The organism is Microbacterium sp. cx-59, assembly GCF_020805625.1.
Taxonomy (GTDB): Bacteria; Actinomycetota; Actinomycetes; order Actinomycetales; family Microbacteriaceae; genus Microbacterium.
In genome coordinates this window covers 184,489-198,910 of the sequence record NZ_JAJHGO010000001.1, presented here as the reverse complement: position 1 = coordinate 198,910, position 14,422 = coordinate 184,489, and the positions used below count along the sequence as shown (strand labels likewise).

General features: G+C 67.8%; 10 protein-coding genes. All 10 read right to left on the bottom strand.

The genetic code is table 11. The features are described 5' to 3' along the window. Window positions 1–156 precede the first annotated feature (156 nt). Window positions 157–1,839: an ABC transporter family substrate-binding protein gene (locus LMI96_RS00850; RefSeq protein WP_228360144.1), complete on the bottom strand. Its 1,683-nt coding sequence runs from the start codon at window positions 1,837–1,839 to the stop codon at window positions 157–159. A gap of 65 nt (window positions 1,840–1,904) precedes the next feature. After that, on the bottom strand, window positions 1,905–4,031 hold the full coding sequence (locus LMI96_RS00845; RefSeq protein ID WP_228360143.1) for an ABC transporter ATP-binding protein: 2,127 nt from the start codon (window positions 4,029–4,031) through the stop codon (window positions 1,905–1,907). Next, window positions 4,024–4,950: an ABC transporter permease gene (locus LMI96_RS00840; RefSeq protein WP_228360142.1), complete on the bottom strand. Its 927-nt coding sequence runs from the start codon at window positions 4,948–4,950 to the stop codon at window positions 4,024–4,026. The genes LMI96_RS00845 and LMI96_RS00840 overlap by 8 nt, the downstream gene beginning before the upstream one ends. Window position 4,951: 1 nt before the next feature. Further along, window positions 4,952–5,935 carry an ABC transporter permease gene (locus LMI96_RS00835; RefSeq protein WP_223720718.1) on the bottom strand — a complete coding sequence of 328 codons (984 nt, stop codon included), beginning with the start codon at window positions 5,933–5,935 and terminating at the stop codon, window positions 4,952–4,954. A gap of 269 nt (window positions 5,936–6,204) precedes the next feature. Further along, window positions 6,205–6,744, bottom strand: a complete 540-nt coding sequence (locus LMI96_RS00830; RefSeq protein WP_228360141.1) for a PH domain-containing protein — start codon at window positions 6,742–6,744, stop codon at window positions 6,205–6,207. 32 nt (window positions 6,745–6,776) lie between these two features. Beyond that, window positions 6,777–8,453, bottom strand: coding sequence for an ABC transporter ATP-binding protein (locus LMI96_RS00825; protein WP_228360140.1), 1,677 nt, complete (start codon window positions 8,451–8,453; stop codon window positions 6,777–6,779). Then, on the bottom strand, window positions 8,450–9,397 hold the full coding sequence (locus LMI96_RS00820) for an ABC transporter permease (protein ID WP_228360139.1): 948 nt from the start codon (window positions 9,395–9,397) through the stop codon (window positions 8,450–8,452). The genes LMI96_RS00825 and LMI96_RS00820 overlap by 4 nt, the downstream gene beginning before the upstream one ends. Further along, on the bottom strand, window positions 9,387–10,316 hold the full coding sequence (locus LMI96_RS00815; protein ID WP_223720714.1) for an ABC transporter permease: 930 nt from the start codon (window positions 10,314–10,316) through the stop codon (window positions 9,387–9,389). The genes LMI96_RS00820 and LMI96_RS00815 overlap by 11 nt, the downstream gene beginning before the upstream one ends. Before the next feature lie 171 nt (window positions 10,317–10,487). Further along, a complete protein-coding gene (locus LMI96_RS00810; protein WP_223720713.1) occupies window positions 10,488–12,104 on the bottom strand; it encodes an ABC transporter substrate-binding protein in 1,617 nt (538 codons plus the stop codon). A 181-nt stretch (window positions 12,105–12,285) separates the two neighbouring features. Next, a complete protein-coding gene (locus LMI96_RS00805) occupies window positions 12,286–14,196 on the bottom strand; it encodes an ABC transporter substrate-binding protein (RefSeq protein ID WP_228360138.1) in 1,911 nt (636 codons plus the stop codon). Window positions 14,197–14,422 lie beyond the last annotated feature (226 nt).

The following is a 14,422-nucleotide window of genomic DNA, read 5'->3' as shown; positions in this document are numbered from 1 at the left end:
GTTCCTTGCAAAGATTAGGGGTTTCGCCGGGATCCGGCCCTTCCAGCCTACCGCAGGCGGCCGAGAGGAGCCCGGGAGCCCGCCGCAGACGCAGAACGGGGCGGGATTCCGAAGAATCCCGCCCCGTTCCGGCCGGTCATGAAGACCGGGCCGGTGTTACTTCTTCCAGCCGACCAGCGTCCAGTCGACCGTGGCGGAGACGCCGAACATCGTCGCGCCGTAGTTGACGAGACCCTGCTTGACGGCCCAGACCTCGGGCAGCGGGGCGATCGGGACGATCGGCACGTACGACCAGATCGTCTTGTTGATCTCCTGGGCGATCTCGATGCGCTTCGCCGGGTCGAGCTCCTCGTTGGCCTGCGTCCACAGGTCTCCGAGCGACTCGTCGGTCGTGCCGGTGAAGTTCTGGCCAGAGTCCAGCGGGTAGACGATCGCTTCGGTCGAGGAGATCGGGAAGGCCGTGCCCTGCCACGAGAAGGAGACCATCTCGTAGTTGCCGGGGATCACGTAGTCGCTGAAGTACTGCGCGGCCGGAACCGTCGTCAGCTCCACCGGGATCCCGAACTCACCGAGGTCGGCCTGCACCTGCTCGGCACGCTGGATGTTCGTCGCGGTGTCGGCGGGAACGGTGATGGTGAGCGTCAGCGGCGCACCATCCTTGGTCCAGGAGTCGCCATCCTTCGTGTAGCCGGCGTCACCGAGGAAGCCCTCGGCGGCTGCGGGGTCGAGCGGAAGTGCGTCGTCTTCGTACCCGTCCTGGCCCTCCATGAAGATGTAGGAGCCCTGGGTCACAGCCGGCACGCCGACCGGCGTGTTGGCCGCGGCCGCGATCTGCTCGCGGTTGACGATCGAGGCGATGGCCTTGCGGACGTTGACGTCCGCGAGCGGCCCTTCCTTGGCGTTCATGGTGAGGTGCGTCCACGTCAGGCCGTTCGTGGCCTGGATCTCCGCGTCAGATCGCGCCTGGGCCGTCGCGTAGAGGTCGGCGTTGGCCGAGATCTCGAGCGCGTCGATCTCCTGGTTGGCGAACGAGGAACCCTGCTGGTCCTGGCTGACGACCTTGAAGAGGATCGTGTCGAGCTTGGGCTTGTCGCCCCACCAGTTCGGGTTGGGCGTGAGGGTCACGACCTGACCGGTCTGGTCGATGTCGGAGATCACGTACGGTCCCATCGACGGCATCGCCTTCGTGAGGTAGCCCTCGTTGAACGCGGTGGGGTCGGAGGCGATGGATGCCGGCAGCACGAGGCCCAGCAGACCCTGCCAGTCGGCGTACTTCGTGCTGAACGTGATGATCACGTCGAACTCATCGGTGCCCTGCTCGATCGACGAGATCTGGTCCCAGCCGGTCGTCGACACGGAGAGGAAGGCCTCGTTCGAGCCGTTGTTGGCCTGCCAGGTGGCCTGCCAGTCGGCGACCGTGATCGGCGTGCCGTCTTCCCAGACCGCATCCGGGTTGAGCTTCATCTCGACGACCTGCGGGTCTTCGCTGCTGAGCTCGACCGACGAGGCGTAGTCCTCGTTGAGAACGGGCTCGCCATCCGTCGTGATCTTGATCGGACCGCCCTGCGTTGCCGCGAGGATGGTGTTCGTGTCGACGTCGTTGCCGTCGATCTCGAGGTTGTTGTAGTTGACCGGCAGCGCGCCGACCGCGAGGTTGAGCGTGCCGCCGTCCTGGATCTCGTCGGCGGTCGCCGCGTCCCAGTCGACGGTGGGCAGGTCTGCCGCGCTCGTGCTGGCGCTCGGGGCGGCCGTGTTACCGGCCGCGCATCCCGAGATCAGCAGAGCAGCCGCACCGACCATGGCCAGAGCGCCGAGTGTCCTGGCCCTTCGTGTCCTCATCATGTGATCGTTTCCTCTCGTGTTCCTTGTGTTACCTCGGCGCCGTGGTGCCTTCACCGGGGGGTTCATGACGCGTCGGCCAGTGCCGCCTGTTCCACCAACGCGGAGCGATCCACGTGATGGCAGGCGACCTGTGCGCGACCGTGCGCGGCGAGTTGCGGGTCGGACTCGCGGCAGCGCGTGCGCGCGCTCTCGTCGAGCAGCGCGTACAGCGGGCAGCGGGTGCGGAACCGGCATCCCTCGATCTCCTGCGTCGGGCTGGGCAGATCGCCGTTCAGCAGGATGCGCGTGCGCTGCCTCTCGATCGTCGGGTCCGGGATCGGAGCCGCGGAGATGAGGGCTTTCGTGTAGGGATGCCGGGGGGTGTGGAAGATCTCGGCGATCGGACCCTGCTCGACGATCCGACCGAGGTACATCACCGCGACGTCGTCGGCGATCTGGCGGACGACCGCCAGATCGTGCGCGACGAAGAGGTACGACAGGCCGAGGCGGTCCTTGAGGTCTTCGAGCAGGTTGATGACGCCGGCCTGCACCGACACGTCGAGCGCCGATACGGGCTCGTCGAGGATGAGCACCGCCGGGTTGGTCGAGAGCGCGCGTGCGATGCCGAGGCGCTGACGCTGGCCGCCGGAGAACTCGTGCGGGTACCGATCGGCCATGGCCGGGTCGAGTCCGACGAGCTCGAGCAGCTCGGTGACGCGCGCGTCACGCTCCGCCTTCGCCGCTCCCTGCACCCACAGCGGCTCGGTGATGACCTCACCGACCGGCAGGCGCGGGTCGATAGCGCCCATCGGGTCTTGGAAGACGATCTGGACACCCGGACGCAGCGCGTTGATCTCCCGCTTCGTGGCGGATCCGACGTCGGTTCCCTGGATGCGGATGCTGCCGGACTGCGGCGCCGTCATCTCCATGATCTCGAGGATTGTGGTGGTCTTGCCGCATCCGGACTCGCCGACGAGGCCCAGCGTGCGGCCCGGGCGGAGCGTGAACGAGACGCCGTCGACCGCACGGACGGTGCCGACGCGTCGCGGGAACACCGATCCCTTCATGAGGGGGAAGTGCCGGATCAGATCGGTGACCTCGACGACCGGGGCCCCATCGGTCTCCGCGCGCTCCTCGGCCGGAAGGGGCTCGGGGCGGGGGAAGATCTCCGGACGCCGCAGCTCGCCCGACGCGATCTCGCCGGCACGGATGCAGGCTGAGACATGCAGGAGCGACTCCGGGTCGTGCGCGACCAGCGCCGGCTCGACCTCGCGGCACGCGTCGATCGCGATCGGACAGCGCGCGGCGAACGGGCAGCCGGCGGGAAGGTGAGCGAGGGACGGCGGACGACCCTCGAGCGGCACGAGTCGCTGGGTTCCCGCCGTCATCATGTTCGGGACGGAGCGCAGCAGCCCGATCGAGTACGGCATGTGGGGGGCCGCGAACACCTCGTCGGTCGATCCGAGCTCGACCATCTTGCCGGCGTACATCACACCGACGCGGTCGGCGTGACCGGCGACCACTCCGAGGTCGTGGGTGATCAGCACGACGGCTGCACCGGTGATCTCCTTGGCCGTCTCCAGCACCTCGAGGATCTGGGCCTGGATGGTGACATCGAGGGCCGTGGTCGGCTCGTCCGCGAGGATCACCTGCGGGTCGTTCGCGATCGCCATCGCGATCATCGCGCGCTGACGCATCCCGCCGGAGTACTCGTGCGGGAAGGCCCGCGCGCGGCGGTCCGCATCCGGTATCCCGACCACCTTCAGCAGCTCGACCGCGCGAGCGGCCGCCGCCTGCGCCGACAGCTTGCCGTCGTGCAGCCGCAGGGCCTCGCTGATCTGATCGCCGACGGTGTAGACCGGTGTGAGCGCGGAGAGCGGGTCCTGGAAGACCATCGCGAGACCCTTGCCGCGCACGCGCGACATCTTGGCGTCGTCGAGGCCGAGGAGAGACGTGCCCTCGAACTCGATGGCACCGGAGACCTGGGCGCTCGAGGGCAGCAGCCCCATGACGGCCAGCGAGGAAACGGATTTGCCCGAGCCCGACTCGCCGACGATCCCGAGGAACTCCCCCGGGAAGACGTCGTACGAGATGCCGCGAACGGCGTGCACGGCCGGACCTTCGCGCTGCGGGAAGGTGACGCTGAGGTCGCGGACGGACAGCAGCGGGGTTCCGGTCCGGGTCGGGGTCGCGGGGCGCGGGTCAGTCACGGTTGTTTCCAGACGTGGGGTCGATGGCGTCGCGGAGCGCGTCGCCGACGAGGCTGATGGCGAACAACAGCGCGATGAGGACGAAGGCCGGGAACACGAACAGCCACGGCCGGGTGACCGCGGCGGCGGTGCCGTCGGCGAGAAGCGTTCCGAGCGACACATCGGGCTTCTGGATGCCGAACCCGAAGTAGCTGAGCGCCGTCTCCGACATGATCGCCGAGACGACACCGAGGGTCGCGTCGATGATCAGGATCGAGGCCATGTTGGGCACGATGTGGCGCCGCAGGATCTTGCCGGTGGGCATGCCCATGTACCGCGCCGCCCGCACGAAGTCCCGATTGCGGAGCGACCGGGTCTGGCTGCGCACCACCTGCGCCATGATCATCCAGCTGAACAGCGCGATGTAGAACATCAGCACCACCCAGGACAGCCCCTTGATGAGCGGGCTGAGGAGGATGAAGAGGAAGAACGCGGGGATCACGAGCAGCAGCAGGATGAACCACTGGATGACCCGGTCGACCCATCCGCCGACGTAGCCGGCCGTCGAACCCACGATCGCCGCGATAATCGTGGCGGCGGGCCCGGCGACGAGACCGATGACGAGGGACTTCTGCAGGCCGGACAGCGTCTGGGCGTAGATGTCTTGCCCGATGGAGTTCGTGCCGAACCAGTGCAGCGTGGTCGGCCCCATGCCCATGTTGAGCGCGTCGCGGTCGGTGATGCCGTACGGGTAGAGCAGCGGGCCGATGAACGCCCACAGGATGATGCCCACGACGACCGTGATGCCGATCCAGAAGCGGGGCATGCGCTTCAAGCGCAGCCACACCAGGGCGTTCCGCGACAGCGGCCGCCGGGTACCGGACACGGTGTTCCCCGGCTCGAGCGGAGACTCGAGAGCCTGTTCCTGCATGACGGACATGTCAGGTCCTCACTCTCGGGTCGAGAGCCGCGTAGAGCACTTCGGAGAAGGTCGACGAGATCAGATACAGCAGCGCGACGAAGAGCGTGCTGCCGGCGACCGCGTTGATGTCGTTCTTCAGGATGGCCTCGATCTGGAACTGCCCCATCCCGCGCCAGCTGAAGACGATCTCGAGCATCGCCGAGCCGGCGATGAGCGTGCCGAAGCTGTACGCGAAGAACGTCGACATCGGGATGAGCGCGAGGCGCACGCCGTGGCGGTACAGCGCCTGCGTGCGCGGCAGCCCCTTCGCGCGGGCGGTGCGGATGTAGTCGGCCCCCAGCACGTCGAGCATGACGCTGCGCTGGTACCGCGAGTAGGACGCTGCGCCCATCAGCACGAGCGCGAGCGTCGGAAGCAGGAGATGGATGCCGCGGTCCCAGGCGAGGTCCCACCAGCTGCCGCTGATCCCGGCCGTGTACTCCCCCGTGAACTGGATCACTTGCGTGCCCATGAGGGTGTTGAACTGCGTCGCGACGATCATCAGCAGAACGCCGATCACGAACGTCGGCGTCGCGAACACGACGTACGACGCGTACGTGACGATCTGGTCACTCGCGCGGTACTGGCGAACAGCGCCCCACACGCCCAGCAGCACACCGAGCACGGCGCCGATGATCGATCCGATCAGCAGGAGCCGGAGGCTGGCGCCCGAGCGCGAGAAGATCTCGTCGGTCACCTGCGCCCCGCCGACCGTGGTGCCGAGCGAGAACTGGGTGAACAGATTCACCAACCAGTGCCACATGCGCACGATGACGGGCACGTCGGGGTTGACGCCCATGGCGTCGAGGGAGGCGTCGATGGACGCCTGCGGCGGACGGGGATTCATCCCGTAGAACCGAGCGGCGGGGTCGAGAACCGTGCTGGCGAGGATGTACGCCATGCACGTCGCAATCAGACTGAGGATCGCGTAGTTCAGGAACCGCCGGATGACGTAGACCGTCACCGAATGGTCCCAACGGTCCGACGTCTCACAGACAGACAGATCATTGTCGTTCTTTCGTAGTGCTCCCGCTACCTCACGGTGGCGGCTCTGGGGGGAGTGCCGGACCAGTCCGACCCACAGACCCTAACCCCGGCGCTTCAGTGCAGCCGTCGTCGTGGTGGAGTCTTCTCAGGACCGTAACATTTCATGTCCCCTACGCAATGTGCCCTGTGGATAGCTCCATCCGCCCACAGTTAGGTAACCCTAAGCAGCTTTGCTGAGCACAGCGCTCAGATCGTACCGACCACCGCGCTCACCGCACCGACCACGATCACCAGGAGCGCGACGAGCGCAGGAATATCCCACTGGCGGGCGATCGGGGCATCCGGGCGACTCTCCGCCCGCTCGGACTCCCACGCGTCCTGGATGATTCCGAGCTCGCGCAGCGCGGGAGGCACGCGCCTGCCCTCACCCGCTCCGGAGCGCGGCCCCACGCGCGCCGGACGACCCGCGACGGGTCCGCCGTAGGCCTTCACCTCCGACCCGTCGGTGAGGACGAACACGACCTGCCACCGCATCCGGATGTCGGCCACACGCCCCCAGGGGACGGTGGTGCGGCGCAGATAGTTCTGCACGACCGCGCCCTCGCGCGTGATCGTCACGTGCGACGCGTACAGCGTCACGTACACGAGCCAGAGCACCAGCAGGATCCACGGCGCCAGAAGCAGCGTCTCCCCGATGCCCGCCCGCAGCAGCGCGTCGCCGAGCAGGACGAACGCGATCACGCCCGACACGATCAGACCGATCGTGCCGGACGTGCCGCGGAACACGCGCCGCGCGGGCGGGTGACCAGGCGAGGAGCTCAGAGATCCACTCCCCCGCCGAGCGGGATGGTCGCCCCGGGAATCGCATCGAGCAGACGACGCGTGTAGTCCTGCGCGGGGTTCGCGAAGATCTCGTCGACGGTCCCCTGCTCCACGATGCGCCCCTTCTCCATGACCGCGACCGTATCGGCCGCGACACGGACGACCGCGAGGTCGTGCGTGATGAAGAGGTAGGTCAGGCCCAGCTCGGACTGCAGCTCCGCGAGGAGCTTCAGGATCTGATCCTGCACCAGCACGTCGAGCGCGGACACGGCCTCATCGAGCACCACGATGTCGGGCTTCAGAGCGAGCGCGCGCGCGATGGCGACGCGCTGCCGCTGACCGCCCGAAAGCTCGCTCGGGTACCGCGTCGCGAGGTCCTGCGGCAGCGACACCTGGTCGAGCAGCTCGCGCACCCGCGCCCGACGCGAGGCCTTGTCGCCTACGCTGTGGATGTCGAGCGGCTCGGAGATCGTGTTGCCGATGTTGCGGAGCGGATCGAGCGAGCCGTACGGGTCCTGGAACACCGGCTGCATCCGTCGCCGAAGCGCGAACGCGTCACGGTTCGAGAGCTTCGCCACGTCGGTGCCGTCGATCTCGATGGCGCCGGACGTCGGCTCCTCGAGCTTCAGCACCATCTTGGCGACGGTCGACTTGCCCGAACCGGACTCGCCGACGAGCGCGAGGGTCTTCCCGCGCGGGATCTCGAACGAGACCTTGTCGACGGCGCGGAAGGGCTCGCTGCGGAACCCGCCCTGACGGATCTTGTAGTCCTTGGTGAGGTCGGTGACCCGCACGGTCGGCGCGAGGTCGGCCAGATCGTCCACGGTCTCGATCCCGCGGCTGACGGCGACGGCCTGCAGCCGCTGCGACGCGATCGAGGGCGCGGCCGCGACGAGCCGCTGCGTGTACGGGTGGATCGGGTTCTGCAGGATCTCGCGGCTCGGACCGGCCTCGACGATCTCGCCCTGCTGCATCACGATGATCTTCGACGCGCGTTCGGCGGCGAGGCCGAGGTCGTGCGTGATCAGGAGCATCGAGGTGCCCTTCTCGCGCGTCAGCGACGCCATGTGGTCGAGGATCACGCGCTGCACCGTGACATCGAGTGCCGAGGTCGGCTCGTCGGCGATCAGCAGCTTCGGGTCGGCCGCGAGGCCGATGCCGATCAGGGCGCGCTGCCGCATCCCGCCCGAGAACTGGTGCGGGTACTGGTGCAGGCGCTTCTCGGCGTCGGCGAGGCCGGCCTGCTGCAGAACCTCGATGGCGCGGTCGGTGATCGCCTGGCGGCCGGTGGCGACGCCGTTCGCACGGATCGCTTCCTTCACCTGGAAACCGATGCTCCACACCGGGTTGAGGTTCGACATCGGGTCCTGCGGGACGTATCCGATGTCGCGACCGCGGACCTTCTCCATCTGCCCCGGCGTGAGCTCGGTCAGCTCGCGCCCGTCGAGCGTGATGCTGCCCGACGTCACGTGCCCGGTGCCGGGCAGGAGGTTCACGATGGCGGATGCGGTCGTCGACTTGCCCGAACCGGACTCGCCCACGATCGCGACGGTCTCACCGGGGAACACGTCGAGGTTCACGCCGTGCAGCACTTCGCGGCTGCCGGCCTGGGTGTCGAACGCGACCCGGAGGTTGCGGATGCTGAGCAATGGGGTGGTGGTGCTGTCGCTCATCGACGCGCCCTCGCTCTCGGGTCGAGGGCGTCGCGGATCAGCTCGCCCAGCAGGATGAACGCGAGCACCGTGACGGTCAGCGCGATCGACGGATAGATGAGGGCCATCGGGGCGTTCCGCAGCGACTGCTGCGCGTTGCTGATGTCGGCGCCCCACGACATGACATCGGATCCGAGGCCGACACCCAGGAACGCGAGGGTCGCCTCCGCGACGATCGCTGCCGCGAGCGACAGCGTCGACAGCACGATCAGCGGAGCGATCGCGTTCGGAACGACGTGGGTGACGAGGGTCTGGAACCGCGTCTGACCCAGCGCCCGCGACGCGGTCACGAAGTCCGCCTGACGGACGCGGAGGATCTCGGCGCGAACGACTCGGGCGGTGGAGGCCCAGGCGAATCCACCGATCGCGACCGCGAGGGTGAACACGTTCCGGAAGTCCGAGAACACGCTCATGACGACGACCGCGGCGAGGATGTACGGGATGGCGAAGAAGATGTCGCCGACGCGCGAGAGCAGCGAGTCGAGCCATCCGCCGTAGAAGCCCGCGAGGGCGCCCATGATGAGGCCGATGACCGAGCCGATCAGCGTCGCGAGGAGTCCGACGGACAGCGACGTGCGCGATCCCCAGACGATTCGCGCCCAGATGTCGCACCCCTGGAACGTGAATCCGAGCGGGTGACCGGAGGTCGGTCCGCCGTTGCTGTTCGCCAGTTGGCAGTCGTTGTTCGGCGGAGTCTGCGTGAACAGCGTCGGGAAGATCGCCATGATGAGCACGACGAGCACGATGAGCACCGACAGCCAGAACGTCGGGCGCTTGCGCAGGTCGCGCCAGGCGTCCCGCCAGAGGCTCGACGGCTTGTCGTCGATCTTCACCGCGTCGACGGTGATGACAGCGTCCTTCACCGGAGCGACGAAATGCGTGGGCAGTTCGGAGTTACTTGACATAGCGGATCCTCGGGTCGAGCAGACCGTACAACAGGTCGATGACGAGGTTGACGAGCACGTAGAGGATCACGAAGACCGTGACGAACGACACGATCGTGGGACCCTCGTGGCGCAGCGTCGCCTGGAAGAGGGTGTTACCCACTCCCGGCACGTTGAAGATCGCCTCGGTCACCGTGGCGCCGACCAGCAGCACGCCGAAGTTCGTCGCGGAGTTGGTGATCACCGGGATGAGCGAGTTCCGGAGCACGTGCACCGGGATGACGCGCCGACGCGACATTCCCTTGGAGTACGCCGTTCGCACCCAGTCCTGGTTGAGCGTGTCGATCACGGAGCCGCGCATCAGGCGCATGCTCGTGGCGTAGAGGCTCACACCCAGCACGATCGCGGGCAACCAGAGATCGCCCCAGTCGTTCGAGGACCCGACCGTGGGCTTGAACCATCCGAGCTGGATCGCGAGGAAGTACTGCGCGAGGAACGCGAGCACGAAGATCGGGATCGCGACGAAGACGAGCGAGATCACGAGGGCGACGTTGTCGAACAGCTTGCCCTTACGAAGAGCCGAGATCGTGCCGATGATGATCGCGAGCGTGAACTCGATCGCGATGGCCATCACGGCGAGGCGACCGGTGACGGGGAGCGTGCGGGCGAGGACATCGTTGACCGACTGCCCGGAGAACGTCGTACCCATGTCACCCTGCAGGATGCCCATGAGGTAGTAGAAGTACTGCACGATGAACGGCTGGTCCAGGTGGTACTGGGCCATGAGTCCGTCGATGACCGCCTGGTTCGGCGTGCGATCGCCGAAGAGCGCCAAAATCGGGTTGCCTGGCATCGCGAACACCAGGAAATAGATGAGCAGGGTGGATCCCAAGAACACCGGGATCACCTGCAGGATGCGTCTGAGGATGTAACCGAGCACCCTCACTCCCTCCAGCCGGGTGGATGCAAGCAGGTCGCCGCCGCGCGATCGGCGCGGGCGACCGCATCCGTTGTAGAGCATAAGCGCCGCATGTGTGACGCGGGTTGCTCCTGGACAGGCCGCGAGGCGGTGACTCTATGGTCACCGCCTCGCGGATGTGATCGAGAGGGCTTACGCCTTCGTGATCGCGTAGTACAGCGGAACGGAGTTCCAGCCGAACTGGACGTTGTCGACCGTCTCGGCGAATCCACCGTTGACGTTCGAGTACCAGAGCGGGATGGCCGGGAGGTCCTGGAGCAGGATCTCCTGCGCCGACTGGAAGTCCTCGTTGGCCGTCGCCGGGTCGGTGCTCGAGATGCCGTCGCTCAGGAGCTGGTCGAACTCGGCGTTCGAGTAGTCACCGTCGTTCGAGCCCGCGTTGGTCGCGTACAGCGGTCCGAGGAAGTTGTACAGACCCGGGTAGTCGGCCTGCCATCCGGTGCGGAACGCGGTCGTGATGGTGCGGTTGGTGACCTCGGTACGCAGCGACGCGAAGTCGACGTACGGGGCGCCGGATGCCTCAATGCCCAGCGTGTTCTTGATCGAGTTGGTGGTCGCGTCGACCCACGACTGGTGTCCGCCGTCGGAGTTGTACGCGATCTGGAACGTGCCGTCCCACGGGGAGATGGCGTCGGCCTCGGCCCACAGTTCCTTCGCCTTGTCGGCGTCGAAGCCGAGGACGTCAGCGCCCTCCAGGGAGTCCGACCAGCCGTCGATCACCGGGGAGGTGAAGTCGCTGGCGGGGGTGCGGGTGCCCTGGAAGATCGTGTCGGTGATCTCCTGGCGGTTGATCGCCATCGAGATCGCCTGGCGACGCAGCTTGCCCTCTTCGCCCGCGAAGTGCGCGAGGCTCTCCGGGATCGTGAAGGACTGGAAGATCGCGGCGGGCTGGTTGACCTGACGGTCACCGAGGTCCGACTCGTAGGTCGCGAGTGCCGCATCCGGGATGGCGTCGAGGACGTCCAGGTTGCCGGCGAGCAGGTCGGCGTACGCCGCATCCTGCGACGCGTAGAAGACGATCTTGAGTCCACCGTTCTGGGCCGCACGGCCACCGGTGTACTCGTCGTTCTTGACGAGGTCGATCTCGACGTCGTGCTGCCACGCGTCGTCCGCGGCCAGCTTGTACGGGCCGTTGCCGATCGGGCTCTCACCGAACGCATCCATGTCGTCGAACGCGACATCGGGGAGCGGGTAGAAGGCCGAGTAGCCCAGGCGCAGCGCGAAGTCGGAGGCCGGCTTGTTCAGCGCGATGGTGAACGTGTAGTCGTCCACCTGCGCGAGACCGGTGAGCTCGGAGTCCTCGTCGTAGCTGAAGCCCTCGATGTCCTCGAAGAAGTAGCTGGAGAGCTGCTCGTTGGAGGCCAGAGCGCCGTAGTTCCACGCCTTGATGAAGTTGTCAGCCGTGATCTCTTCACCGTCGGTGAAGGTCAGGCCTTCCTTGATCTTGACCGTGAGGTGCTGAGGGTCCTCGGTCGTGATCTCTTCGGCGACGTCGTTGACGGGAGCACCGTTTGCGTCGTAGTAGACGAGGCCCGCGAAGATCGAGTCGAGGATCTTGCCGCCACCCGTCTCGTTCGTGTTGGTCGGGATGAGCGGGTTCTGGGGCTCGGACCCGTTGGCGCTGATGACGGCGTCGGACGAGCCACCGGTGGACTCGTTCGAGCCACCGCCGCTCGCGCAACCGGCCAGGGCGAGTGCCCCGACTCCGACCAGCGCGATGCTCGCGAGAGCGATTCTGCTGCGCTTCACTATTCCTCCTGTGCAGGGATGATGCGAGCATGACGAAGCTGTGCGATCGTCATGTCGCGAATACGAGAACGATAAGCACGCGCCTCGCCATGGTCAAAACGGCTGACGCAAAAGTTACATAGCCTTAACGTCGACATGAACAGATGAAGCAGATTGCTCAATCTGTAAGCACACGGCGCATTCAGCCGTGCGAAACGGAGTCTCGCGGCTGCTCGGATCGAGTTTCGGCGGATGCGGGCACCCAGTCGGCGAAGCCGGCGAGCACGCCGTTCGCAGCCGCGGCGGGCCGCACGCCCGTGACCGCATCCGACCAGACCGTCACGATGGGCACCGGCACGAGCGGCAGCGACCACGCCTGCGCCGCGATCTGTTCGTCGAGCGCATCGAGGATCGGATCGCGGGCGTCGGCATCCGTCTCCGCGCCCAGCTGCGCGATGAGATCGTCCACGGTGTCGTCCGACCAGCCGGAGACGTTCGCCGCTCCCGCGGTCGCGTAGCCCGCGGCGAGCGCCACCGGAGCCGACGGATCAGCATCCCACGCGAAGAGCGCCGCGTCGTACTCCCCGGGAGCGGACAGTGTGGAGGCCCAGTCCGCGCGCGAGGCGTCGACGAGCGTGATTCCGGCCTCGGCCGCGGAGGCCGCGAGCAGCCCGAAAGCCGCCGCTCGCCGGGAGTCGTTCGCGGGGAAGAGCAGCCGCACCGTCGGGTTTGGCACGTCCGCCTCGGCGAGCAGGTCCCGCGCGCGATCGATGTCGGGGGCGTCGTCGGGTGAGGGTGAGGTCTCGGTCGAGGGCGGGGTCTCGGTCTCGGGGGTCGGGGTCGGGGTCTCGGTCTCGGTCTCGGTCGCGGGGGTCGGGGGCGCGGGCGTCGGCAGCGGATGCGGATCCCCGACCGGGTCGGGAGGGCGCACGGCGGATCGGCGCACCTCCGCATCCGGAACGAAGGGAGTCGCGAGTGCGGCGAGGAGGTCCGCGCGGGGCACGGTGGCGAGGAACGCGGCGCGCACGTCGCGGGCCCGCTCCTCATCGCCGCCGTAGGTCGCGGGGTCGAACACGCCCCCGCCGGCGGTCTGCAGGTCGAGGTGGTCGAAGCCCGTGCCGAGGGCGACGGCCGCGCCGGCCGCCTGACCCGCGAATGCGACCGACTCGGACGTCGCGGGCGCAGCGGCGATGTCGACGTCACCGCGGGAGACGGCGGCGAGGCGCTCGGCGGCATCCGGGATCGCCTGGACCGTCACCCGCTCGACGCGGGGGGACGGCGCACCGATACCGTCCGGATTCGCCCGCAGATCGACCCGGGTGCCGTCGGCCGACACCGCGTCGATCAGGTACGCGCCGTTCGTGACCGCGTCATTCGCCCCGACAGCGCCGAGCGCGAAGTCCTCGCGGTATGCCCGGGATACCGGAGCGAGCCAGTCGAGATCGTCGTCCTGGACGGCGGCGATCAGCGCGGCTTTGGCTGCCGGTGCGTCCAGATCGTCATCCGGATGAGCGAGCATCGCGACCCGGTGCGCGGCGACCGGCGGCGCGTCGAAAGCCGACTCCCAGTCGGCGGCGGGCGAGGTGTAGACCAGGGTGATGCTGCGGCCGTCGTCGCCGATCTCAGGGGTCTCGGCAACGAGGTCGAGGCCCCGATCCGGGCCCGCGCCCGTGTTCCAGCGCGTTTCGGGGAGCCCATCCGCGTCCGGGTTTCCGCCCGTCCGGTGCGTCGTTCCGGCCGCCCATGTGAGCAGCAGGTCGGCGGCGTCGACGCGGGCGCCATCCGACCAGCGCACGCCGTCGTTGACCGTGTAGATGACGGTGAGCGGATCACGGGACTGCACGCGGATGCTGCCGAACCGATCCTGCGGCACCCGCTCGCCGTCGGCGTCGCGGCGCCAGAAGCCCGAGGTCGTGAGCGCGGCGAGCGCGGTGTTCGCCGCGCCGTCCTGGCCGAGGACCGCGGGGTTCAGCGACGTGACGGGTGCATCGAGGGCGACCGTGATCGCACTCCCCGGTACGAGACGGTCGGTGTCGTCGGGAGCGCACGCGGTGAGCCCGACCGCCAGGGCGGCCACCGCGATCGTCGCCGTGAACCTCGTGCGCCACCGCATCCGCTGTCCTCCTCGTTCGTACCGTGTGTGAGCCGGTCGCCGCTGTTCATGACCGCCCCCGGTCATGGTGCCCTGTGGCGATGTCGCGTGTGCGCGGGGGGCTTCATGCCCGGGGAGGTGGGCTTCGCGTCCGCGGCGCGCACCTCGTCACGCCCGCAACGGAACCCCGACACTTTATGCGTCGACCCTGAACGTGCCCGCCCGGGTGGGGAGGCCGCGTGCGCTA